Below are 23,948 nucleotides of genomic sequence, written 5' to 3'. Positions count from 1 at the left end.
TCACGCTGTCACAGAAGTGTCTAAACTAGGCCGTTCTCAACGGGGTGCCCTTTTCGGGCTGAGATAAACCCGTCGAACCTGATCCGGTTAATACCGGCGTAGGGATTTGAGATGTCCATTAACTCAGATCCTTTGCGACTCGAACTTATTATTCTCCTTAAGGAGCGCAAAGTGTTAAACAAAGTCCTGCCTCTGGTCCTGCTGGTTGCTGCCCCGGCTTTCGCCGCAAAACCAGTACTCACCGTGTATACCTATGATTCCTTCTCTGCGGACTGGGGCCCTGGCCCAGCGGTTAAAAAAGCCTTTGAAGCTGAATGTGGCTGCGAGCTGAAATATGTCGCCCTGAAAGATGGTGTGTCACTGCTCAACCGCGTGCGCATGGAAGGCAAAAACAGCAAAGCTGATGTGGTGCTGGGTCTCGACAATAATCTGGTGCAGGCCGCCGAGAAAACCGGCTTGTTCGCCAAGAGCTCCGTGGACACCAGCAAACTCCAGTTACCGGATGCCTGGCACAACGACACCTTCATTCCGTTTGACTACGGCTACTTCGCATTCGTTTACGATAAGAACAAGCTGAAGAACCCGCCGAAAAGCCTGAAAGAGTTGGTGGAAAGCCCTGAGAAGTGGCGCGTGATTTATGAAGATCCGCGCACCAGTACGCCAGGCCTCGGTTTACTGCTGTGGATGCAGAAAGTGTACGGCGATCAAGCACCTGACGCCTGGCAGAAGCTGGCAAAAAAGACCGTCACGGTCACCAAGGGTTGGAGTGAAGCCTACGGTTTGTTTCTGAAAGGGGAAAGCGATCTGGTGCTGAGTTACACCACCTCTCCGGCTTACCACATCATTGAAGAGAAAAAAGAGAACTACGCGGCAGCACCTTTCAGCGAAGGGCACTATTTGCAGGTGGAAGTTGCAGCTCAACTCGCCAGCAGCAAGCAACCGAAACTGGCGCAGCAATTTATGCAGTTTATGGTCTCTCCGGCCTTCCAGCAGACCATTCCCACCGGCAACTGGATGTATCCAGTGATTAAAAGCGATCTGCCAGCGGGTTATCAGTCATTGTCCAAACCGGCGACGGCGCTGCAGTTCACACCTGCACAAGTTGCTGACCATCGCGCCGATTGGATCAGCGCATGGCAACGCGCCGTTAGCCAATAATGCCCGGTTGGTTGATTCCTGGCACGGCCATCGCACTCCTACTCTGTGCGGTGGCGCTGCTGGCCTTTGGCGCGCTGGTCGTGGCCGCGCCAGTGACAGACTGGTGCGCCCTGCTCACTGACAGTTATCTGCATCATGTGCTGGCGTTCTCCTTTGAGCAGGCGCTGCTGTCGGCCCTGTTCTCCGTGCTGCCCGCCATTTTGCTCGCGCGGGCGCTCTATCGCCGTCGCTTCCCCGGACGAACGCTGTTGCTACGCCTTTGCGCCATGACGCTGGTGCTGCCGGTGCTGGTCGCGGTGTTCGGGCTGCTCAGCGTCTACGGTCACAGCGGCTGGCTGGCCCAACTCTGTGCTCTGTTGGGCCTTGATTACCGCTTCTCACCTTATGGTTTGCAGGGCATTCTGCTGGCGCACGTGTTCTTCAATCTGCCTTTGGCCACGCGCATTCTATTGCAGGCGCTGGAGAATATTCCCGGTGAACAGCGCCAGCTGGCCGCACAGCTTGGTCTGCGTGGCTGGAACCAGTTTTGTCTGCTGGAGTGGCCGTGGTTGCGCCGCCAAATCCTGCCCACCGCCGCGCTGATCTTTATGCTGTGCTTTGCCAGTTTCGCCACGGTGCTGGCGTTGGGTGGTGGCCCGCAAGCCACCACGCTGGAGTTGGCGATCTATCAGGCGTTGAGTTTCGATTACGATCCCAGCCGGGCGGCGCTGCTGGCACTGCTCCAGCTCGGTTGCTGCTTAATGCTGGTGCTGTTAAGCCAGCGCTTTAGCAAAGCCATCCCCACGGGCAGCCAGAACATTCGCGGTTGGCGTGACCCGCAGGATTCCTGGCAGGCACGCATCAGCGATACCCTACTGATTGGCCTTGCGCTCTTGCTGCTCCTGCCGCCCTTAGCCGCAGTGGTTGTTGATGGCTTACGCGGCGGCGTGGCGGGCGCGCTGCAACAACCTGCGCTGTGGCAGGCGACCTTGACGTCACTGCGCATCGCGCTCGGTGCCGGGCTGCTGTGCGTGATACTGACCATAATGCTGCTGTGGAGCAGCCGAGAATTACGCCAGCGCCAACGTAAGGTGGCGGCTCAGGCGATGGAACTGAGCGGTATGCTGATTCTGGCGATGCCCGGCATCGTGCTGGCCAGTGGATTCTTCCTGCTGTTCAACGCCACGGTCGGTTTGCCACAGCGGGCCGACGGGCTGGTGATTTTCACCAATGCGTTGATCGCCATCCCTTATGCCATGAAAGTGCTGGAAAACCCGATGCGCGATATCAATACGCGTTACAGCCAGCTCTGTGCTTCGCTCGGCATTGCCGGGTTTAATCGCCTGAAAATGATTGAACTGCGCGCGCTGAAGCGCCCATTGGCCCAGGCGCTGGCATTTGCCTGCGTGCTCTCCATCGGCGATTTCGGTGTGGTCGCGCTGTTTGGCAGCGCCGATTTCCGCACCCTGCCGTTCTATCTGTTCCAGCAAATTGGGGCCTATCGCGGTGAGGATGGTGCCGTCACGGCACTGCTGCTGTTATTGCTGTGCCTGTTACTCTTTACTCTGATGGAAAAATTGCCGGGTCGCCATGCTGACACTGAATAACCTCACCTACCTGTACCAACACTTGCCGATGCGCTTCCGTTTCGAGGCGCAGGCGGGTGAGCGCCTGGCGATCCTTGGCCCCAGTGGCGCGGGTAAAAGCACCTTACTGAGTCTGCTGGGCGGCTTCCTGCCCGTCAGCCAGGGAACCTTGATCATGAATGGCGTCGATCACACGCGCAGCGTCCCCTCGGCGCGACCGGTATCGATGCTGTTTCAGGAGAACAATCTGTTCCCGCACCTCACGGTGCAGCAGAATCTGGGATTGGGTTTACACCCCGGCCTGAAACTCACGCCGCAACAGCAGCAACAGATCGCCGCCATCGCCGAACAAACCGGTTTGCAAAGCCTGCTGACGCGCTTACCCGATCAGCTGTCAGGCGGTCAGCGTCAACGCGTCGCGCTGGCGCGCTGCCTGCTGCGCAATCAGCCAATCTTACTGCTGGATGAGCCTTTTTCCGCGCTCGATCCGGCACTGCGCGGTGAGATGCTGCAACTGGTGCGCTCGGTGTGCGAAAGTCGCAACATTACCTTGCTGATGGTGTCGCACAGTCTGGAAGATGCGCAACAGATTGCCCCACGCAGCCTGGTGGTGGTGGATGGTCGGATTTACTGGGATGGCAGCACAGAAAGTTTGATCAACGGTGAGAGTGAAGCGGCCGCCATCCTTGGCGTGAGAAAGTCTTAAGCGAAGAACACCTTCCACAGCAACTGACGGAAGATCGGCATCATCGGGTGGTATTGAATGGCAATAAATGCCGCCACGCCGATGGCTGCCGACAGCGGTGCCAGCCAACGCAGACGGGCGAGCGGCAGATATTTGGTCGCCCAATCGATCGTTTTGCCACTGCGATACCAACGCCACAGCAGCCAGCAACCCAGCCACACCAGCACCGCAACCAGCAACAGCAGCCATTTGAAGTTGCCTCCTTGCGCCGCCTGCGGCACATCAATCGCCACACCCGCCAAAATACCCGGCATCAGATAGGCGGGCGGCCAGAGAATACAGCCGATCAGGTTAGGCGGCAGGAACTTGCGTACCGGCAGCTCCAGCATGCCCGCCGCCAGTGGAATCAGTGGTCGGGTCGGACCGACAAAGCGCCCCACCAGGATGGTGAACATGCTGTGTTCGTGCAGAGCATGCTCGGTTTTATCCAGCAAGCCTTTATACTTTTTCAGATATTTCCAACGATGCAGCGGCCCCTGAAACTTCCAGCCGATACCGTATGACACCCAATCGCCGATTAGACAACCGGCAAAACCAGCCGCCCAGGCGGGATAAAGGCCAATCTGTCCGCTACCGACCAGCGCCCCAAGGCTGGCCATCAATACGGTGCCTGGTAACAGCAATCCCACGAACGCCAGCGACTCCAGAAAAGTGACCAGCGCCACGGCAAAGAGGGCGAACTCCAGCGATTGCGTAAACAGGTGTTGAATCCAGGCTTCCATAACTATCCTCTGCGGAATATAGAGGCTGGATTGTCCGGAGCCAGCGCCACAGCGTCAAGCCAAGATTTGTACGTCAATATTGACAATTCAGCCAACAGCACACTGTATAAACATCCATGATATACTCAATGTAATTCAATCTCTGGAGTTCACGTGACCGATCCGCGCGCAGGTTTTCTACTCACCCGACACTGGCGAGACACGCCAACCGGCAGCGAAGTGGTGCTGTGGCTGGCCACCGACCAAGGGCCACAACGCCTGGTGCTGCCCGCGCAGGAGTCGGTGGCGTTTATTCCGGAAGAGTTTCGCAGCCAAACCGAAGCGCTGATCGCTGATGAGCGCCATACGCGTCTGCAAGCACTGACCCTGAAAGATTTTCGTCTCCGTCCGGTATTTGGTCTCTATTGCCGCAGCAACCGCCAGCTGCAAAATCTGGAAAAGCGCCTGCGCGAAAATGGCATCTCCGTGTATGAAGCGGATATTAGGCCGACTGAACGCTATTTAATGGAGCGTTTTATTACCGCGCCAGTGTGGTTCAGCGGTGACGTTCGCGGCGACAGCGTGGTCAATGCGCGCCTGAAACCGCATCCTGATTATCGTCCGCAGCTGAAATGGGTGTCGCTGGACATTGAAACCACCGAGCACGGCGAACTCTACTGTATCGGACTTGAAGGCTGCGGTCAGCGCCAGGTTTACATGCTCGGTCCGCCAAACGGCGATGCCAGCGCGCTGGATTTCGACCTGATCTATGTGGACAGTCGCCCCCAGTTGCTGGAGCAGCTCAATGCCTGGTTTGCGCGTCACGACCCGGATGTGATTATCGGCTGGAGTGTGGTGCAGTTTGACCTGCGCGTGCTGCAAAAACATGCCGACCGTTATGGCATTCCGCTGCGTTTAGGCCGGCAAAATCAAGCGCTGGAGTGGCGTGAGCACGGTTTCAAACCGGGTGTGTTTTTCGCCCAGGCCCAAGGGCGGCTGGTGATCGATGGCATTGAAGCGCTTAAATCAGCGTTTTGGGATTTCCCCTCATTCAGCCTCGAAGCGGTATCGCGTCAATTACTCGGTGAAGGCAAAGCCATTGATAACCCCTGGCAGCGCATGGAAGAGATCAACTGGCGTTTTGCCCATGACAAACCGGCATTAGCGAAGTACAACCTGAAAGACTGCGAGCTGGTGACGCGCATCTTTCAGCACACTGCCATCATGCCGTTTCTGTTGGAACGCGCCACCGTCAATGGCCTGGCGGTGGATCGCCACGGGGGCTCGGTGGCCGCGTTCGGTCACCTCTATATTCCGCGCATGCATCGCGCCGGGTTTGTCGCGCCTAATCTCGGTGAAGTGGCCCCCGAAGCCAGCCCTGGCGGCTACGTGATGGATTCACGTCCCGGTCTTTATGATTCGGTACTGGTGCTGGACTACAAAAGTCTCTACCCCTCGATTATCCGCACGTTCCTTATAGATCCGGTGGGTCTGGTTGAAGGGCTGGCACATCCGGATGATAAAGATTCGGTGCCCGGTTTCCGCCATGCGCGCTTCTCGCGCCATACACATTGCTTACCGGCGATTGTGCAGCAGATTTGGCAAGGGCGTGAAGCCGCAAAGCGCGAGGGCAATCAACCCTTGTCGCAGGCATTAAAGATCATCATGAACGCCTTTTATGGCGTGCTCGGCACCAGCGCCTGCCGCTTCTTTGATCCTCGCCTGGCGTCATCGATCACCCTGCGCGGGCACGCCATCATGCAGCAAACGCGTCAACTGATCGAAGCCGAGGGTTTTGATGTCATTTACGGCGATACCGATTCAACCTTTGTCTGGCTAAAAAGCGCGCACAGCGAAGCTGATGCCGCAGCGATTGGCCGTCGCCTGGCAGAACAGGTCAACAGCTGGTGGCAGCAACATCTGCAGCAAACCTACGGGCTGGAGAGTGCACTGGAGCTGGAATACGAAACCCATTTCAGCCGCTTCCTGATGCCGACTATTCGCGGGGCCGAGCAAGGCAGCAAAAAGCGTTACGCCGGGATGATTCGTACCGACGGCACGGAACGATTGGTGTTCAAAGGGCTGGAATCGGTGCGCACCGACTGGACGCCGCTCGCACAGCAGTTCCAGCAAAATTTGTATGGTCGCATTTTCCGTGGCGAGCCCTGGCAAGACTATATCCGTGAAACGGTAGCCGAGTTGCTGGCGGGCGAACTGGATGATCAGTTGATCTACAAAAAACGGCTGCGTCGGGCGTTAAAAGATTATGAAAAAAATGTGCCGCCCCATGTGCGAGCAGCACGTATTGCCGATGAGCAAAATCGGAAACTACAGCGCCCGCTGCAGTATCAAAATGGCGGCTCCATTCGCTATGTGATGGCGACCGCTGGCCCGGAACCGCTGGAAGCACGCAGCACGCCCCTCGACTACGATCACTACGTCACCAAGCAGTTACAACCGGTGGCGGAGGGCATTTTACCCTTTGTTGGCGATGACTTTGCTACACTCATTACTGGGCAGTTGGGGCTTTTTTGACAGGTGACGAATGCCTTGCCATCCAGTACCATAGCGCCCTTCCTGATTCTCACCGCAGATACAATCTGACCAAACTCTCGTTTGGCGGCGATGTATTGCCTGAGTACAGGTGAACTTCTTTATGGCATGTCAGAGAGTCGAGCTAAAAATATATGGTTTTTACACTGGGTCAACGCTGGATTAGTGATACAGAAAGTGAACTGGGACTGGGAACGGTTGTGGCGATTGATACGCGCATGATCACCATGATGTTTCCAGCAACCGGCGAAAACCGCCTGTATGCCCGCAATGATGCGCCCGTCACGCGTGTGATTTTTAATCCGGGTGACACCATCACCAACCACGAAGGTTGGCAGATGAGCGTCGATGAAGTCCGTAACGATAACGAATTAATGACTTACATCGGCACACGTCTCGACACCGCAGAAAGCGGCGTGGTGATGCGTGAAGTGATGCTGGATAGCAAACTGGTATTCAGCAAGCCCCAAGACCGTCTGTTTGCCGGTCAGCTCGACCGCATGGACCGCTTTGCGCTGCGTTTCCGCGCGCGTAAATACCAGAGTGAGCAGTATCGCTTGCCGATCAGCGGCTTACGCGGGATGCGCACCAATCTGATCCCCCATCAGCTGCACATCGCCCATGATGTGGGTCGCCGTCATGCCCCTCGCGTTTTACTGGCCGATGAAGTGGGCTTGGGTAAAACCATCGAAGCCGGGATGATTATCCAGCAGCAGTTGCTGGCTGGCCGCGCCGAACGTGTGCTGATCGTGGTACCGGAAACCTTGCAGCATCAGTGGCTGGTTGAGATGTTACGTCGCTTCAACCTGCGCTTTGCGCTGTTTGATGATGACCGTTACACCGAAGCGCAGCACGACAGTGACAACGCCTTTGAAACCGAGCAGCTGATTATCTGCTCACTGGACTTCGTGCGTCGTAATAAACAGCGTCTCGAATTACTGGCCGATGCCGAATGGGATCTGTTGGTGGTCGATGAAGCCCACCACCTGGCCTGGAGCGAAGAGGCACCCAGCCGCGAATACCAGGTGATTGAGCAGTTAGCGGAGAAAACCCCAGGCGTGCTGTTGCTGACCGCCACACCTGAACAGCTGGGCCTGGAGAGCCACTTCGCACGTTTGCGCCTGCTGGATCCCAATCGCTTCCACGACTTCAGCCAGTTTGTGGCTGAGCAGCAGAACTATCGTCCGGTGGCCGATGCCGTCAGCTCGCTGCTCGCCGACCACGCGATCAGCAAAGAAGAGATGAACCTGATCAACGACCTGATCGGCGAGCAAGATATTGAGCCGCTGCTGCAGGTCGCCAATAGCGATCGCGACGGCAAAGAGGACGCGCGCAAAGAGCTGGTTTCCATGCTGATGGATCGCCACGGCACCAGCCGCGTCCTGTTCCGTAACACGCGTAATGGCGTGAAGGGCTTCCCAAAACGCGAACTGCATCAGATCCGTTTGCCACTGCCCGCGCAGTATCAAACCGCGATCAAAGTCTCTGGCATCATGGGAACGCGTAAAAGTGCTGAAGAGCGTGCGCGCGACATGCTGTATCCAGAAAAGATTTACCAAGAGTTTGAAGGTGATAGCGGCACCTGGTGGAACTTCGATCCTCGCGTTGAATGGTTGATGGGCTATCTGACCAGCAACCGTAAAGAGAAAGTGCTGGTGATCTGCGCCCAAGCCGCTACTGCACTGCAGCTTGAGCAAGTGCTGCGTGAGCGCGAAGGCATTCGTGCCGCGGTGTTCCACGAAGGGTTATCGATTCTGGAACGCGACCGCGCAGCGGCCTTCTTCGCTTCTGAAGAAGAAGGTGCACAGGTGCTACTGTGCTCAGAAATCGGATCGGAAGGTCGTAACTTCCAGTTCGCCAGTCGCCTGGTGATGTTTGACCTGCCATTCAACCCGGATTTGCTGGAACAGCGTATTGGTCGTCTCGATCGTATCGGTCAGATGCACGATATCCAGATTCTGGTGCCGTGGCTGGAAAAAACCGCACAGGCGGTGCTGCTGCGTTGGTACAACGAAGGGCTGGATGCGTTTGAGCATACCTGCCCAACCGGTCGCACCATTTACGACAGCGAATACAGCAAACTGATTGAATTCCTCGCGGCACCAGAGAACCCGCAAGGTCTGGATGAGTTCATCACAGAAAGCCGGAAACAGCACGACGCGCTGAAAGCCCAGCTGGAACAAGGCCGTGACCGCTTGCTGGAGTTGAACTCAAACGGTGGTGAAGCGGCGCAAGTGCTGGCGAATGCGATTGGCGAGCAGGATAACGACACCGATTTGGTCAACTTCGCGCTGAATCTGTTTGATATCGTCGGTATCAATCAGGAAGACCGCAGCGACAGCTTAATCGTGCTGACCCCCTCCGATCACATGCTGGTGCCGGATTTCCCAGGCTTACCAGAAGACGGCTGCACGGTCACGTTCAACCGTAACCAGGCGCTGTCACGTGAAGATACCCAGTTTATCACTTGGGAACATCCGCTGATCCGCAACGGTCTCGACCTGATTCTGTCGGGCGATACCGGCAGCTGCGCGCTGTCGCTGTTGAAAAACAAGGCGCTGCCAGTGGGCACGCTGCTGGTTGAGATGATTTACGTCGTGGAAGCCCAGGCGCCGAAGAGCCTGCAGCTCACCCGCTTCCTGCCGCCGACACCGGTACGTTTGCTGATGGACCGTGCCGGTAACAACCTGGCAGGCAAAGTGGAGTTTGAAAGCTTCAACCGTCAGCTGAATGCCGTTAATCGCCACACCGGCAGCAAGCTGGTTAATGCGGTTCAGCAGGAAGTGCACGAGATTCTGACGCAGGCCGAGAAGATGATTGTGCCGGAAGCACAGGCATTGATCGCTGCCGCGAAAGTGGAAGCGGATGAGAAGCTGAGCGCCGAGTTGTCACGCCTGGAAGCGTTGAAAGCGGTCAACCCTAACATCCGTGATGATGAGGTTGAAGCGCTGGAAAGCAATCGCGAGCAGGTGCTGGAAAGCCTGGGCGATGCGGGCTGGCGTCTGGATGCGCTGCGTCTGATCGTCGTGACGCACCAATAATCGCTTAAGGTCATTACGACATGTTGATGGAAGCCTACAATCCGCCGCTGGAACCCTGGTTACATATTCTGTATCAGGACGAGCATATTATGGTGGTGAACAAGCCAAGTGGCTTGTTGTCCGTGCCGGGCCGGCTTGAGGAGCATAAGGACAGCGTGATGACGCGCATCCAGCGTGATTTTCCTCAGGCGGAATCGGTACATCGACTGGATATGGCGACCAGCGGTGTGATCGTAGTGGCGCTGAATAAAGCGGCGGAGCGAGAGCTAAAGCGTCAGTTCCGTGAGCGGGAGCCTTCTAAGTACTATGTGGCCCGCATCTGGGGCCATCCTGCTGCTGAAGAGGGTTTGATTGACCTACCCTTAATTTGTGACTGGCCAAATCGGCCAAAGCAGATGGTCTGCTTTAAGAATGGTAAAGCCGCGCAGACCGAGTATCAGGTGCTGGAGTATGAGGCAGGAAACAGTGCTCGCGTGCGGCTTAAGCCGATTACCGGACGCTCGCATCAACTGCGCGTGCATTTGCTGGCACTGGGCCATCCGATTCTGGGCGATCGTTTTTATGCCCACGAAGAGGCATTAGCCATGGCCGAGCGTTTGCAGTTACATGCGGAGTCCCTGACGATCACCCATCCGGCCTTCGGCAATAGCATGACGTTTAAGCAGCCAGCGGATTTTTAACGGCTTCCCTTATCCCAGCCTTCTCCCGCAAGCGGGAGAAGGTGACGTACAGTGTGATGTGTCAGTCTGAAGCTTTAATAGAAATTCGCTCGATCAGCCCTCTCGCCCGCTTGCGGGAGAGGGCCAGGGTGAGGGGAAAAAAGCCCTACTTAAACCCCTTTTCCTTACGAATCAGATCATAAGCCGCCTGAATCTCCTGCGCTTTCTGCTTCGCCATCTCCATCATTTCCGGAGGCAATCCTTTCGCCACCAGTTTATCCGGGTGGTGCTCGCTCATCAGTTTGCGGTAAGCCCGTTTGATGGTGGTGCTGTCGTCACTGCTCTTCACGCCGAGCACGCTACAGGCATCCTCTAACGTTGGCCCACGTTTCGCCTGCTGATAGGCACCGCCGTAAGACGAACCACCGCCGCCAAACTGTTGCCCGCCTTCCATCATGCGCAGGAACTGATCAAATTGAGTGCGCGAAATACCCAGCTCTTCAGCGATCACATACAGCACCTGACGCTCGTTGGGATGCAGCGATCCATCGGCGAACGCTGCCTGAATCTGAATTTCCAGAAACATCCTAATCAGGTCGAAACGGCCAAAACAGGCGCTACGCAGCTCACGCAATTTATTCCGCAACGGATAGTCGCTCTGCTTGCCTTCGCGGAATGCCCTTTGGGCAGCCACGCGTGCATCGCCATGCAACTGCATACGATCCATAAATAAAGAAGCAATCTGAATATCAGCTTCGGTGACGCGTCCTTTTGACTTGGTCAAATGGCCCATCACTTGAAAAGTGGTACTGAAAAACAGCGTTTGTCGCGCCTGATTGTTGGCGAAATAACCCTGTCCTTTTACACTGCGCACCTTGTCAAACATATGGCCAATGAGCAGACCCAGTACAATGCCCCAAAAGCCTGCCCCGGAAAGTAAGCCGAGAGCCAGACCAATAACTTTTCCCCAGTAGCGCATAAACTCCTCAATTCGCCATGCTTGCGGCTGAAAATTGCATTATCATACCTTTCATTTACTTCAGTGCCTAACAGCAACGCGATCAGACAAGGATTAACACTGGCACAACGCCGGGCAGTAAGTTAGTCTCTGAGCCGATTGTCGGCATGATGCCCGTTCTCATGGAAATCCCGAACCGCGTATGAAAAAACAGATACCTACCCTGCTGGCAACCATGATTGGTGCAGCGCTCTACAGTCAGCAGACGTTCGCCGACGACCTTATGTCGCAGTGTATGCTGGGCGTGCCGAGCTACAACCGTCCACTGGTCAGTGGCGATACCAATTCGTTGCCTGTCACCATTCACTCTGACTCGGCCAAGGGTAACTACCCGAATGACGCGGTTTTTACTGGCAATGTTGACGTGCAGCAGGGCAATAGCCGCTTACGCGCCGATGAGATGCAACTGCATCAGCGCCAGCAGGATGGGCAAACCACGCCAGTACGTACAGTCGATGCGCTGGGTAATGTGCACTATGACGACAATCAGGTCATCCTGAAAGGTCCGAAAGCATGGTCCAATCTTAATACTAAAGACACCAACGTCTGGAACGGTGACTATCAAATGGTCGGCCGTCAGGGGCGTGGCGTCGCCGATCAGATGAAACTGCGCGGTGATAACCGCTATACCATTCTGGAAAACGGCAGCTTTACATCGTGCTTGCCGGGTTCCAACAGCTGGAGTGTGGTTGGCTCCGAAGTGATCCAGGATCGCCAGGAAGAAGTGGCCGAAATCTGGAATGCGCGCTTCAAACTCGGCAATGTCCCGGTATTCTACAGCCCGTATCTGCAGTTACCGATTGGCGATCGCCGTCGTTCTGGTTTCCTGATCCCCAACGCGAAGTACGGCAGCAACAATGGCTTCGAGTTCATGCTGCCGTATTACTGGAACATCGCGCCGCAGGCAGATGCCACCATTACGCCGCATTACATGAGTAAACGTGGTCTGCAACTGCAGAATGAATTCCGCTATCTAACCGTGTTCGGTGCCGGTTTGATGGAACTGGATTATCTGCCTTCTGATAAGCAGTACGACAACGACAAAGCGGTGCGTGGAATCGCCGAGAATGACAGCTCCGATCGCTGGCTGTTCTATTGGCAGCATGCGGGCGTTTATGAGCAGCACTGGCGCTTCAACGCTAACTATACCAAGGTGAGCGATCCTTACTACTTCAACGATCTCGACTCGAAGTATTACAGCTCTACCGACGGTTATGCGACGCAGAAATTTAGCTTTGGCTATGCCGATACCAACTGGGATGCGACGTTGTCGACCAAAGACTTCCAGGTCTTTGGCACCACGGATTCCACCAACGTGTATCGTGCGATGCCACAGCTGGATCTCAACGCTTATCAAAACGATATTGGTCCGTTTGATGGCCGCATTTACGCACAGGCAGTGAAATTCACTAACGTGAACAGCAAAATGCCGGAAGCCACCCGTCTTCACATTGAGCCAACGCTGAATCTGCCGCTATCGAATGGCTGGGCAAGCCTGGATACCGAAGCCAAATTCCTTGCAACGCACTACCAGCAGGACAATATCGATCGTTATAACAATAACGAAATCTCGGGCGTAGACAGCACCGGTAATCGGTTGGACAGCTCGGTGAACCGCACCATGCCACAGTTCAAAGTGGATGGACGTCTGGTATTTGACCGCAATATGGATTGGGAGCCGGGCTACACGCAAACCCTGGAGCCGCGTGTTCAGTACCTTTACATTCCGTATCGCAACCAGAGCAATATCTATCCATACGACTCCACCCTGCTGCAAACGGACTACACCGGTTTGTTCCGCGATCGTACTTACAGTGGTCTGGACCGCATCGCTTCGGCTAACGAAGTATCAACCGGTTTGACCACACGAATTTATGATAACGATCTGGTTGAACGTTTTAACGTTTCCGTAGGTCAAATCTACTCGTTTACCCCGTCTCGTACCGGCGTAAACCAGACAAGTGACGAAGATGATACCGGCAGCCTGGTGTGGGCTGGCGATACGTACTGGAAAATCAGCGATCGCTGGGGCGCGCGCGGCGGGCTGCAATATGACACCCGCCTCGATAACGTCGCTCAAGGCAACGCCATTCTGGAATATCGCCAGGATGCCGATCGTATGGTGCAGTTAAGCTACCGTTACAGCAGTCCGGAGTATGTTGCTCAGGCCCTGAACAACTCCAGCTTGCTGACTAACCCGATTTATAAAAACGGGATTTCACAAGTAGGCGCGACCGGGAGCTGGCCGATTGCCGATGCCTGGTCACTGGTGGGGGGCTATTACTACGATACCCGCAACAGTCGTCCGGCTGAGCAGCTTATCGGCCTGCAGTACAGCTCGTGCTGCTATGCCATTCGTTTGGGGTACGAGCGCAAGATCAACGGTTGGGAAAACAACGACAGTAAGTACGACAACCAAATCTCATTCAACATTGAGCTACGTGGTCTGAGTTCTAACTATGGCTTAGGCACCAATGAAATGCTGCGTCAGGGCATCATCCCTTACCAGCGCGCTTTCTGATGTTGTGATGTTTGACAGGCTATCCCGCAGTGCGGAAACAACAATGGATAAAGTATGAAGAACTGGAGAATGCTGATTCTTGGTGTAGCGATTACCGCTAACACTGCGTTCGCAGCCCCACAAGAGGTTGATAAAGTTGCCGCAGTCGTGAACAACGGTGTGGTGCTGGAAAGTGACGTTGATAACATGATGCGCACCGTGAAATCACAGGCGCAGCAGGCACATCAGCAGTTACCTGATGACAAAACCTTGCGTCATCAGATCCTTGAGCGTCAGGTCATGGATGCCATCATTCTTCAGATGGGTGAAAAAGCCGGCCTGCAGGTCAGCGATCAGCAGCTGGATCAGGCGATCCAGAACATTGCCGCACAGAATAAGATGACCATGGATCAGCTGCGCAGCCGCCTCGCCTATGACGGTATGAATTACAATGCTTACCGTGCGCAGATTCGCCAGGAGATGCTGATTTCTGAAGTGCGTAACAACGAAGTGCGCCGTCGTGTGACCATCCTGCCACAGGAAGTTGATGCGCTCGCCGCTCAGGTTGGTTCACAAAACGCCCAGGGTACGGAGCTGAATGTCAGCCAGATCTTGCTGCCGCTGCCCGAAAATCCAACCCAACAGCAGGTGGACGATCAGGAAGCGCTGGCGCGTCAGCTGGTGGGACAACTGAAAGGCGGTGCCGACTTCGGTAAACTGGCTGTCACCTACTCTGCTGATCCACAAGCGCTGAAAGGTGGCAACATGGGTTGGGCAAAAATTGAAGAGCTGCCAACCCTGTTCTCGCAGGCACTGAGCACGTCGAAGAAAGGCGACATTGTTGGCCCAATTCGTTCAGGCGTGGGCTTCCACATCCTGAAAGTGAACGATCTGCGCGGCGAGAGTAAAAATATCTCGGTGACCGAAGTTCATGCGCGTCACATTCTGCTGAAGCCGTCACCGATTCTGACTGACGCGCAGGCACAGGCGAAGATCGAGCAGATCGCTGCTGATATCAAAAGTGGTAAAACCACCTTTGCCGCCGCAGCAAAACAGTTCTCTGACGATCCCGGTTCGGCTAACCAGGGTGGCGATCTCGGCTGGGCAACCCCAGAAATCTACGATCCGGCATTCCGTGATGCACTGCTGAAGTTGCAGAAAGGCCAGATCAGCGAGCCAGTACACTCATCCTTCGGCTGGCACTTGATTCAGCTGCTGGATACCCGCCAGGTGGACAAAACCGATGCAGCGCAGAAAGAGCGTGCTTATCGCCTGTTGTTCAACCGTAAATTTGCTGAAGAAGCACAGACCTGGATGCAGGAACAGCGCGCCAGTGCTTACGTGAAAATTCTGGATGGCAATGGCCAGTAACTATCGTGTGGTGATCACGCCCGGCGAACCCGCCGGGATTGGTCCTGATCTCACCGTTCAACTGGCCCAGCTTGACTGGCCAGTTGAGCTGGTGGTGTGTGCCGACGGTAATCTGCTCCGCCAACGCGCCAGCCAACTCGGCTTGCCGTTAACGCTGCGTGATTACCAAGCTGGTGTAGCCGCGCAACCGCAGCAGGCGGGTACGTTAACGCTGTTGCAGGTCGATACCGCTCAACCCGTGACGCCCGGTGAGCTCACCGTCGCAAACGGTCACTATGTGCTGGAGACGCTGGCACGTGCCTGTGATGGCTGCCTGAATGGCGAGTTCGCTGCGCTGATCACCGGTCCGGTCCATAAAGGTGTGATCAATGATGCCGGCATTCCGTTTACCGGCCATACCGAATTCTTTGCCGATCGCGCAGGCGGAGACCGCGTGGTGATGATGCTGGCAACGGAAGAGTTACGCGTTGCTTTGGCGACCACCCATCTGCCATTAAAAGATGTCTCCGATGCCATCACCCGCGACAGCCTGCATGAAGTAATCACCATTCTGCATCAGGATTTGCAGCAGAAATTTGGCTTAGCGCAGCCACACATCTTCGTTTGCGGCTTAAACCCTCATGCTGGCGAAAGTGGTCACATGGGTCGCGAAGAAATTGATACCATTATTCCGGCGCTCGACGAACTGCGTCAGCAAGGCATTCAGCTCACTGGCCCTTTGCCAGCGGATACCTTGTTCCAGCCGAAATATTTGCAACATGCCGATGCCGTCCTGGCGATGTATCACGATCAGGGCTTACCGGTGCTAAAATTTCAGGGGTTTGGTCGTGCGGTGAATATCACCCTTGGCCTGCCCTTTATCCGGACCTCTGTCGACCACGGCACCGCGCTTGAATTAGCCGGCCAGGGCAAGGCAGAACCGGGCAGCTTTATCACGGCGCTTAATCTCGCCATCACTATGATCAAGAGCAGTAATGAATAATCGCGTCCACCAGGGGCACTACGCCCGTAAACGTTTCGGGCAAAACTTCCTGAACGATCAGTACATTATCGACAGCATTGTCTCCGCTATTCACCCGCAGAAGGGAGAAGCTATCGTGGAGATTGGTCCCGGCCTTGGCGCCTTAACGGAGCCCGTCGGCGAACGTCTCGATGCATTGACCGTTGTTGAGCTGGACCGCGACCTGGCCGCGCGTTTGCAGACCCATCCGTTCCTCGGCCCTAAGCTGACCATCTATCAGCAAGATGCGATGACCTTTGATTTCTCCGCTCTGGCGCAGGAGAAAGGTCAGCCGCTGCGAGTGTTCGGCAATCTGCCTTACAATATCTCCACGCCGCTGATGTTCCACCTTTTCAGCTATACTGGTTCGATTAAAGACATGCACTTCATGCTGCAGAAAGAAGTGGTTAACCGTTTAGTTGCCGGACCAGGCAGCAAAGCCTATGGTCGTCTGAGCGTGATGGCGCAATATTACTGCCAGGTTATTCCGGTGCTGGAAGTGCCACCTGAATCCTTTACCCCACCACCTAAAGTGGATTCCGCCGTGGTACGTTTGATGCCTTATGCACAGCCACCGCATCCGGTCAGCGATATTCGTCTGCTGAGCCGTATTACCACGGAAGCGTTCGGTAAACGTCGTAAAACTCTGCGTAACAGTCTCGCACATATGTTTGCGGCCGGTGCGCTGGATCAACTCGATATTGATGCCTCGCTGCGTGCAGAAAATGTCACCGTGGCGCAGTATTGCCAACTGGCCAACTGGCTGGGTAACCATCAGGCTGAAACGCCGGAGAGCTGAGTGTATGAGTGAATTGGCCCGCGTCTGTGTCCATGTATTGAGCCAATATGTGGAATCGCAATCCTTGCCCGACGAGGATCGCTACGTGTTTGCCTACACCATCACCATTCGCAATCTGGGGCGTAACAGCGTGCAGTTGCAGAGCCGCTACTGGCTAATCACCAATGGCAACGGTCGCGAGACGGAAGTACAAGGTGAAGGCGTGGTAGGCGAGCAACCGCACATTGCTGCTGGCGGAGAGTTCCAATACACCAGCGGTGCGGTGCTTGAAACACCAATGGGCACCATGCAAGGTCACTATGTGATGATCGACGAAGAAGGCGAAGAGTTCCACGTCGAGATTCCGGTGTTCCGACTCGCAATACAAACCCACATTCATTAATCCTCCTCCGCCCGGCCAGTCCGGGCGGCGCGTTTTGATCGGACTGACGTAATGAGCACATACCTGATTGGCGATATCCACGGCTGTTATGACGAATTACGTGCGCTGTTGGCGCGCGTTGATTTCGATCCACAGCAAGATGAGCTGTGGCTAACGGGCGACTTAGTCGCGCGCGGACCGGGTTCGCTGGACGTCTTACGCTACGTGAAATCGCTGGGAGATTGCGTGCGCCTGGTGCTGGGCAATCACGATCTGCACCTGCTGGCTGTTTATGCGGGCATCAGCCGTAACAAGCCGAAAGATCGCCTGACGCCGTTGTTAGAGGCTGCCGATGCGGATGAACTGATTAACTGGTTGCGTCGCCAGCCGCTGCTGCAGGTTGACGAAGAAAAGAAGCTATTGATGGCGCATGCGGGCATCACGCCGCAATGGGATCTCGATACCGCGAAACTGTGCGCGGCTGAAGTGGAAGCGGTGCTTTCCAGCGATACCTACCCCCTGTTCCTGGATGCAATGTATGGCGACATGCCAAACAACTGGACACCGGAACTGACGGGTCTGGCACGCCTGCGATTCAGCACCAATGCGCTGACACGCATGCGCTTCTGTTTCCCCAACGGTCAGCTGGATATGATCTGTAAAGAAGCGCCGAACTCTGCCCCACCGCCACTCAAACCCTGGTTCAATGTTCCCGGCAAGATTGGCAGTGAATATACGCAAATTTTTGGTCACTGGGCTTCACTGGAAGGTAAAGGCACGCCAAGCCATGTGATTGGCCTCGATACCGGTTGCTGCTGGGGCGGCACGCTGACCTTGTTGCATTGGGAAACCATGCAGTATCACGTGCAGCAATCGAATCGCGTGCAGGCGATGGCAGAAAGCGCAGTCAGCGCACATCCACCACTCAGTGACGCGCAGTAAGTAAAAAGCCCCGCCAGTTGAGCGGGGCTTTTTATCGGTCGCCATAAATGGCGCCCCTACGATGACGCTGCACGACCTTCGTAGGGTGCGCATCAAGGCAGACGCAGCACGGCCTTTGTAGGGTGCGCATTGATGCGCACCAGGCAAAATTAGCGGCGGCGGTCCAGAATCTCAAAGCAGTAGCTGTGTGAATTCTGCGCATCCGCATCGTGGAATTCACTAAAGGTAGACTGCCACTCATCCGGCTCGTAATCCGGGAATTGGGTATCGCCTTCTACTTCCGCATCAATATGGGTCAGATACAGACGATCCGCACGTGCCAGCATCTGTTCATAAATGCGGCCGCCACCGATCACCATTATCTCCTCGACGTCGCCGGCAGCTTTAACCGCCTCATCCAGTGAAGTGACCCAAGTGACGCCTTCATGCGTCCCCGGCTGGCTGCTGACCACAATATTCAGACGACCCGGTAATGGGCGTCCAATGGATTCAAAGGTCAGGCGACCCATAATCACCGGCTTATCCAGCGTATGACGTTTAAACCACGCCAAATCTGCTGGCAGGTTCCATGGCATGGCGTTTTCCATACCAATAATGCGATCGGCTGCCAGTGCCGCGATGAGACTAATCATGTTAAAAGACCTACAGGAAAAAAATTGGCGCCATCATACGTAAAGGCGAAAGTTTCGTCGATAGGCCGACCCCGCTATTTGCGTAAAGCTCCTATGCCACCGCATTTTTGTTATTGGACAGAGTTTTACACCGAGTTTCGCAGCATATCTGGGAAGAGGCGCCAGAATAGTTCGGCGAAGCGGCACAATTCAGGGTGAAAACAGGGATTGATGGGATGGAGTGTAAAGAAAATCGCACTCTATGCGACAAAGAAAAACGGCTCCCGCAGGAGCCGTTAAAACCACGATTAGAAGTCGTAGCGCACACGCACCAGGTTCATGTTACCCAGTGATTTATCGGTGCTGGAGGTAATCACATATTCGTAATCAATCTGGAAGCCGTAGTCCAGCTTGGTGCTGATACCTACGCCGTTATCGATACGCTTGTAGTTACGTCCGTTGACGAATTCCAGACGGTCGCCCATGAAGTATGGCTGGATAGATTTAACCGCATACTGGCCGATTGGGAACTTGTAACCCGCGAAGTATTCCACGCCCCACGCATCATCCGCGAAGTAGTTATTCACGGTGTTACGTTTGGTTGGTGAGAAGTTCTGATACCAGCCGCCGCCTGCAGACAGCGTCCAGTTATCTGGCGTCCAGCTCAGCGCGGTGCCATAGATGTTCTGGTCGTAATCTTTGCTTTCGCCAGTGCCTGGGTTGTGGATATCAGCACGCGTGTAGTTCCACGCGGTGCCCCATGCCAGATCTTTGGTGATGTGATAGTTCACGCCCAGTGAGCCGCCGCCTTTACGCTTGTAGCGCAGGCCGTTACCTGGCAGGTAGTTGTTATCTTCAAACAGGTATGACGCATAAACATCTACATCGCCGAAGGTGTTTTTGTACTTCAGCATCTTACGTGAGCGATAAGAACCGTCGTAGTCGCCGTTGATACCGTTGCCTGGTGCCTGGGCCAGCATGTCGTAGTCCCAGATATCGGTCTTCGCGCCAACCACATCATAGTAAATGCTGTTCTGCTGTCCAAAGGTCAGCTGACCCCAGGTTTTGCTTTTCAGACCGGTATACAGCTGACGACGCGTGGTGTTGTGAGCGCCATCTGCATAGTGGTTATCCCAGCCCCACCATGCCGGGAAGTTCACACCCAGCTCGTAGTAGCTGACCCAGCTGATGTCATCAAACAGGTAGTAATCAGCAGAGAAACGGAAACGTGAACCGCCATCAAAGCCATTACGCTTGTAAGACTTGTCGTTCACACCCGCCTGATGCTGGAACTGTGGACGAATACTGCCGCCCACTTTGAAATCAAGACGGCTGAGTGGATCGCCCGCCTGCGGATCCTGCTTGAGCAGGGTAATTTCCGCCTGGCTGGCGAGAGGAGCAGCAACTAACAATGCAGCCACTGCACTGAGGGTGAAAGCACGCATTTTCATTTTTTATATCCCAGTTAAGGTGAGCGCTCTATTAATGAGCGTGCGAAATAGTACGGTGCGCTGCCCGGGATCTTATTTATAAATTTGTGCGAATAATCCGAGGTGTAACCGCTATCGCATCAACTGATAAAAACTATGTCAAATCAATAGATTTTTAACACATAACGATATTCAACCAGGGGAAAACAGGCGAAAAAAAACGGCCCTTTTAGGGCCGTTTTATTCAGGTCAATCGCGGGATTAACCTTTGATTTGCGCGTGCATTTCCTGCACAGAAATCACTTTCTCGGTTGGGTCAGCGTTCAGCGCCATGGCTGTAGCGAATCCACCGTTCAACGTGGTGTCATAGTGCACCTTATATTGCAGCGCACTGCGGCGAATCAGTTTTGAATCTTCAATCGCCTGACGTCCTGCGGTGGTGTTCACGATGTAGGTGTATTCACCGTTCTTCAGGCGGTCCTGGATATGTGGACGGCCTTCATGCACCTTGTTCACCAGACGTGGGTTGATGCCCGCTTCGCCCAGCACCACGGCGGTACCGTGCGTGGCATCTAACTCGAAGCCAAACTTCTGCAACTTAGCGGCCAGGTCAACAATACGCTTCTTATCACCTTCGCGCACTGACAGCAGGGCACGACCGGTTTTCTTCATATTGCTCTGCGCACCCAGCATCGCTTTGGCGAAGGCTTCAGCGAAGGTACGACCAACGCCCATTACCTCACCAGTAGAGCGCATCTCTGGGCCAAGGATAGGGTCAACACCCTGGAACTTGTTGAACGGCAGTACCACTTCTTTAACAGAGTAGTAAGGTGGAATCACCTCTTCCGTTACGCCCTGCTCGGCCAGCGTTTTGCCTGCCATCACGCGTGCGGCCACTTTCGCCAGCGGTACACCCGTGGCTTTTGACACAAACGGCACGGTACGCGCGGCACGTGGGTTCACCTCAATCAGGTAAACTTCGTTGTCTTTCACCGCAAACTGCACGTTCATCAGACCGCGCACGTTCAGCTCAAAGGCCAGTTTCTCCACCTGCTGACGCATGACGTTCTGAATATCAGTGCTTAAGGTGTAAGCCGGCAGTGAACAGGCAGAGTCACCAGAGTGAACACCCGCTTGTTCGATGTGCTCCATGATGCCGCCAATCAGCACGCGCTCACCGTCGCAAATTGCGTCAACGTCGACTTCCACCGCATCATCCAGGAAGCGGTCCAGCAGTACCGGCGCATCGTTAGACACAGAGACGGCGGTCTGGAAGTAACGCTTCAGGTCGTTTTCATCGTAAACGATTTCCATCGCGCGGCCGCCCAATACATAGGAAGGACGTACCACCAGCGGATAGCCGATACCGGCCGCTTTCTCTACCGCTTGTTCCAGGGTAGCAACGGTGGCGTTAGCCGGTTGCTTCAGGCTCAGGCGATCAACCGCCTGCTGGAAACGTTCACGGTCTTCGGCACGGTCAATCGCATCCGGGCTGGTACCAATCACTGGCACACCGGCTGCTTCCAGCGCACGCGCCAGCTTCAGTGGAGTCTGACCACCGTACTGCACGATCACGCCTTTTGGCTTCTCAATGCGCACAATTTCCAGCACGTCTTCCAGCGTTACCGGCTCGAAGTACAGACGGTCTGAGGTGTCATAGTCCGTCGATACGGTTTCCGGGTTACAGTTCACCATAATGGTTTCGTAACCGTCTTCGCGCAGCGCCAGCGCCGCATGTACGCAGCAGTAGTCGAACTCGATACCCTGGCCGATACGGTTTGGACCGCCACCCAGAATCATGATTTTGTCACGATCCTGGTTTGGATTGGCTTCACACTCTTCTTCATAGGTTGAGTACATGTACGCGGTATCGGTTGAGAATTCCGCCGCACAGGTATCCACGCGTTTGTAAACCGGATGCAGGTTGAACTGCTGACGCAGTTTGCGGATTTCGCTCTCAGCGACGCCCGCCAGGTTTGCCAGACGCACGTCAGCAAAGCCTTTGCGCTTCAGAGCACGCAGGAAATCAGCGTTCAGTGAGTTCACACCTTCACGGGCAACCTGCTCTTCCAGACGCACCAGCTCTTCGATTTGCACCAGGAACCAGCGGTCAATGTTGGTCAGGTTGAACACGCCATCCACAGACATACCCGCACGGAATGCATCCGCGATGTACCAGATGCGGTCAGAACCGGCATCTTTCAGCTCGCGGCGGATACGGGTCAAGGCTTCTGCGTCATCCAGATCCACTTTCGGGTCGAAACCGTTCGCACCGACTTCCAGACCACGCAGTGCTTTCTGCATTGACTCCTGGAAAGTACGGCCAATCGCCATCACTTCACCCACCGACTTCATCTGCGTGGTCAGACGGTCATTCGCGCCCGCAAATTTCTCGAAGTTGAAGCGAGGAAGCTTGGTAACAACATAATCGATTGAAGGCTCGAACGACGCTGGGGTACGACCACCCGTGATATCGTTCATCAACTCGTCGAGCGTGAAGCCTACCGCCAGTTTCGCCGCCACTTTTGCAATCGGGAAGCCGGTGGCTTTAGACGCCAGCGCTGATGAGCGTGAAACACGCGGGTTCATCTCGATAACAATCAGGCGACCATCTTTCGGGTTCACCGAGAACTGCACGTTTGAACCACCGGTTTCCACACCGATTTCACGCAGTACCGCCAGCGAGGCGTTACGCATGATTTGGTACTCTTTGTCCGTCAGGGTTTGTGCTGGCGCCACGGTGATGGAGTCACCGGTGTGGATACCCATCGCATCGAAGTTTTCGATGGAGCAGACGATGATGCAGTTGTCGTTTTTATCACGCACCACTTCCATCTCGTACTCTTTCCAGCCAATCAGCGACTCATCAATCAGCAGCTCATTGGTCGGCGACAGGTCAAGGCCGCGCTCACAAATCTCTTCAAACTCTTCACGGTTATAAGCGATACCGCCGCCGGTGCCGCCCATAGTAAAGGAAGGACGGATGATGCAAGGGAAGCCAACATCTTCAGCCACGGCCAGCGCTTCTTCCATGGTATGTGCGATACCTGAACGCGCGGTGTCCAAACCGATGCTCTTCATCGCAACGTCGAAACGGCGACGGTCTTCGGCTTTATCAATGGCGTCTGCGGTGGCACCAATCATGGTGACACCGAACTCTTCCAGTACACCCTGACGCTCCAGCTCCAGCGCGCAGTTCAGCGCGGTCTGACCGCCCATAGTTGGCAGCACTGCATCCGGGCGCTCTTTTTCGATGATTTTGCGCACCACTTCCCAGTGAATTGGCTCGATGTAGGTCGCATCGGCCATTTCCGGGTCGGTCATGATGGTAGCCGGGTTGGAGTTGACCAGAATGACGCGGTAACCCTCTTCACGCAGCGCTTTACAGGCCTGCGCACCGGAGTAGTCGAATTCACATGCCTGGCCGATAACGATCGGGCCAGCGCCAAGGATCAGGATGGATTTTATGTCTGTACGTTTTGGCATCGTGGGCT

At 55.1% G+C, this 23,948-nt stretch carries 17 protein-coding genes and 1 riboswitch; of the genes, 12 read left to right on the top strand and 5 right to left on the bottom strand.

Going from position 1 to position 23,948, the window contains the following annotated elements; genetic code table 11:
* The first annotated feature begins 30 nt into the window (after window positions 1-30).
* Window positions 31-123, top strand: a riboswitch (TPP riboswitch).
* 48 nt (window positions 124-171) lie between these two features.
* Genes thiB through thiQ form a run of 3 tightly spaced genes read left to right on the top strand, consistent with a single transcriptional unit; the run spans window position 172 to window position 3,429 of the window.
* Complete coding sequence (gene thiB, locus ACPUC8_RS08255) at window positions 172-1,158, top strand: thiamine ABC transporter substrate binding subunit (RefSeq protein ID WP_494926023.1); 987 nt, start codon at window positions 172-174, stop codon at window positions 1,156-1,158.
* Window positions 1,158-2,744 carry a thiamine/thiamine pyrophosphate ABC transporter permease ThiP gene (thiP, locus tag ACPUC8_RS08250; RefSeq protein WP_494926022.1) on the top strand — a complete coding sequence of 529 codons (1,587 nt, stop codon included), beginning with the start codon at window positions 1,158-1,160 and terminating at the stop codon, window positions 2,742-2,744. The genes thiB and thiP overlap by 1 nt, the downstream gene beginning before the upstream one ends.
* Window positions 2,728-3,429: a thiamine ABC transporter ATP-binding protein ThiQ gene (gene thiQ, locus ACPUC8_RS08245; protein WP_039329375.1), complete on the top strand. Its 702-nt coding sequence runs from the start codon at window positions 2,728-2,730 to the stop codon at window positions 3,427-3,429. The genes thiP and thiQ overlap by 17 nt, the downstream gene beginning before the upstream one ends.
* Here thiQ and ACPUC8_RS08240 read toward each other — a convergent pair.
* Complete coding sequence (locus tag ACPUC8_RS08240; RefSeq protein ID WP_039329378.1) at window positions 3,426-4,190, bottom strand: DedA family protein; 765 nt, start codon at window positions 4,188-4,190, stop codon at window positions 3,426-3,428. The two genes, thiQ and ACPUC8_RS08240, sit on opposite strands and share 4 nt — an antisense overlap.
* Before the next feature lie 153 nt (window positions 4,191-4,343).
* Here ACPUC8_RS08240 and polB point away from each other — a divergent pair, with 153 nt between their 5' ends.
* The 3 genes from polB (at window position 4,344) to rluA (ending at window position 10,443) form a co-directional block, all read left to right on the top strand.
* Window positions 4,344-6,704, top strand: coding sequence for a DNA polymerase II (gene polB, locus ACPUC8_RS08235; protein WP_494926021.1), 2,361 nt, complete (start codon window positions 4,344-4,346; stop codon window positions 6,702-6,704).
* Window positions 6,705-6,856: 152 nt separating this feature from the next.
* A complete protein-coding gene (rapA, locus tag ACPUC8_RS08230; protein WP_058971215.1) occupies window positions 6,857-9,763 on the top strand; it encodes an RNA polymerase-associated protein RapA in 2,907 nt (968 codons plus the stop codon).
* A 20-nt stretch (window positions 9,764-9,783) separates the two neighbouring features.
* Window positions 9,784-10,443: a bifunctional tRNA pseudouridine(32) synthase/23S rRNA pseudouridine(746) synthase RluA gene (rluA, locus tag ACPUC8_RS08225; protein WP_494926020.1), complete on the top strand. Its 660-nt coding sequence runs from the start codon at window positions 9,784-9,786 to the stop codon at window positions 10,441-10,443.
* 145 nt (window positions 10,444-10,588) lie between these two features.
* On the opposite strand, the gene djlA is transcribed toward rluA, so the two are convergent.
* The gene (gene djlA, locus ACPUC8_RS08220) at window positions 10,589-11,401 is read right to left on the bottom strand and encodes a co-chaperone DjlA (RefSeq protein WP_039329384.1); all 813 of its coding nucleotides are present in this window, start codon (window positions 11,399-11,401) and stop codon (window positions 10,589-10,591) included.
* A 181-nt stretch (window positions 11,402-11,582) separates the two neighbouring features.
* Here djlA and lptD point away from each other — a divergent pair, with 181 nt between their 5' ends.
* From lptD to apaH, 6 genes are read left to right on the top strand one after another with little or no spacing between them, the layout of a single operon-like run.
* Window positions 11,583-13,961 carry an LPS assembly protein LptD gene (gene lptD, locus ACPUC8_RS08215; RefSeq protein ID WP_494926019.1) on the top strand — a complete coding sequence of 793 codons (2,379 nt, stop codon included), beginning with the start codon at window positions 11,583-11,585 and terminating at the stop codon, window positions 13,959-13,961.
* A 54-nt stretch (window positions 13,962-14,015) separates the two neighbouring features.
* The gene (surA, locus tag ACPUC8_RS08210) at window positions 14,016-15,311 is read left to right on the top strand and encodes a peptidylprolyl isomerase SurA (RefSeq protein ID WP_494926018.1); all 1,296 of its coding nucleotides are present in this window, start codon (window positions 14,016-14,018) and stop codon (window positions 15,309-15,311) included.
* Window positions 15,301-16,293: a 4-hydroxythreonine-4-phosphate dehydrogenase PdxA gene (gene pdxA, locus ACPUC8_RS08205; protein ID WP_494926017.1), complete on the top strand. Its 993-nt coding sequence runs from the start codon at window positions 15,301-15,303 to the stop codon at window positions 16,291-16,293. Before surA ends, pdxA begins: the two co-directional genes overlap by 11 nt.
* Complete coding sequence (gene rsmA, locus ACPUC8_RS08200; RefSeq protein WP_058971227.1) at window positions 16,286-17,110, top strand: 16S rRNA (adenine(1518)-N(6)/adenine(1519)-N(6))-dimethyltransferase RsmA; 825 nt, start codon at window positions 16,286-16,288, stop codon at window positions 17,108-17,110. The genes pdxA and rsmA overlap by 8 nt, the downstream gene beginning before the upstream one ends.
* 4 nt (window positions 17,111-17,114) lie before the next feature.
* Window positions 17,115-17,492 carry a Co2+/Mg2+ efflux facilitator ApaG/CorD gene (gene apaG / locus ACPUC8_RS08195; RefSeq protein ID WP_039329393.1) on the top strand — a complete coding sequence of 126 codons (378 nt, stop codon included), beginning with the start codon at window positions 17,115-17,117 and terminating at the stop codon, window positions 17,490-17,492.
* Window positions 17,493-17,543: 51 nt separating this feature from the next.
* On the top strand, window positions 17,544-18,413 hold the full coding sequence (apaH, locus tag ACPUC8_RS08190; protein ID WP_039329395.1) for a bis(5'-nucleosyl)-tetraphosphatase (symmetrical) ApaH: 870 nt from the start codon (window positions 17,544-17,546) through the stop codon (window positions 18,411-18,413).
* A gap of 149 nt (window positions 18,414-18,562) precedes the next feature.
* Here the strand turns inward: apaH and folA are convergent, their stop codons facing one another.
* The 3 genes from folA to carB form a co-directional block, all read right to left on the bottom strand.
* Entirely contained in the window at window positions 18,563-19,045 is a 483-nt protein-coding gene (folA, locus tag ACPUC8_RS08185) for a type 3 dihydrofolate reductase (protein WP_494926016.1), read from the bottom strand.
* 287 nt (window positions 19,046-19,332) lie between these two features.
* The gene (locus tag ACPUC8_RS08180) at window positions 19,333-20,475 is read right to left on the bottom strand and encodes a porin (RefSeq protein ID WP_039329398.1); all 1,143 of its coding nucleotides are present in this window, start codon (window positions 20,473-20,475) and stop codon (window positions 19,333-19,335) included.
* 240 nt (window positions 20,476-20,715) lie between these two features.
* Window positions 20,716-23,940 carry a carbamoyl-phosphate synthase large subunit gene (gene carB, locus ACPUC8_RS08175; RefSeq protein ID WP_494926015.1) on the bottom strand — a complete coding sequence of 1,075 codons (3,225 nt, stop codon included), beginning with the start codon at window positions 23,938-23,940 and terminating at the stop codon, window positions 20,716-20,718.
* Window positions 23,941-23,948: the final 8 nt, after the last annotated feature.

Source organism: Pantoea sp. CFCC18177 (genome assembly GCF_059412425.1).
This window is presented reverse-complemented; position numbering and strand designations above follow the sequence as displayed.

Excerpts from the sequence above, each read along its gene's own strand:
- thiP (WP_494926022.1), top strand. The coding sequence starts at position 1,158 with ATGCCCGGTTGGTTGATTCCTGGCACGGCCATCGCACTCCTACTCTGT.
- thiQ (WP_039329375.1), top strand. The coding sequence starts at position 2,728 with ATGCTGACACTGAATAACCTCACCTACCTGTACCAACACTTGCCGATG.
- ACPUC8_RS08240 (WP_039329378.1), bottom strand. The coding sequence starts at position 4,190 with ATGGAAGCCTGGATTCAACACCTGTTTACGCAATCGCTGGAGTTCGCC.
- rapA (WP_058971215.1), top strand. The coding sequence starts at position 6,857 with ATGGTTTTTACACTGGGTCAACGCTGGATTAGTGATACAGAAAGTGAA.
- rluA (WP_494926020.1), top strand. The coding sequence starts at position 9,784 with ATGTTGATGGAAGCCTACAATCCGCCGCTGGAACCCTGGTTACATATT.
- djlA (WP_039329384.1), bottom strand. The coding sequence starts at position 11,401 with ATGCGCTACTGGGGAAAAGTTATTGGTCTGGCTCTCGGCTTACTTTCC.
- lptD (WP_494926019.1), top strand. The coding sequence starts at position 11,583 with ATGAAAAAACAGATACCTACCCTGCTGGCAACCATGATTGGTGCAGCG.
- surA (WP_494926018.1), top strand. The coding sequence starts at position 14,016 with ATGAAGAACTGGAGAATGCTGATTCTTGGTGTAGCGATTACCGCTAAC.
- pdxA (WP_494926017.1), top strand. The coding sequence starts at position 15,301 with ATGGCCAGTAACTATCGTGTGGTGATCACGCCCGGCGAACCCGCCGGG.
- rsmA (WP_058971227.1), top strand. The coding sequence starts at position 16,286 with ATGAATAATCGCGTCCACCAGGGGCACTACGCCCGTAAACGTTTCGGG.
- apaG (WP_039329393.1), top strand. The coding sequence starts at position 17,115 with ATGAGTGAATTGGCCCGCGTCTGTGTCCATGTATTGAGCCAATATGTG.
- apaH (WP_039329395.1), top strand. The coding sequence starts at position 17,544 with ATGAGCACATACCTGATTGGCGATATCCACGGCTGTTATGACGAATTA.
- folA (WP_494926016.1), bottom strand. The coding sequence starts at position 19,045 with ATGATTAGTCTCATCGCGGCACTGGCAGCCGATCGCATTATTGGTATG.
- ACPUC8_RS08180 (WP_039329398.1), bottom strand. The coding sequence starts at position 20,475 with ATGAAAATGCGTGCTTTCACCCTCAGTGCAGTGGCTGCATTGTTAGTT.
- carB (WP_494926015.1), bottom strand. The coding sequence starts at position 23,940 with ATGCCAAAACGTACAGACATAAAATCCATCCTGATCCTTGGCGCTGGC.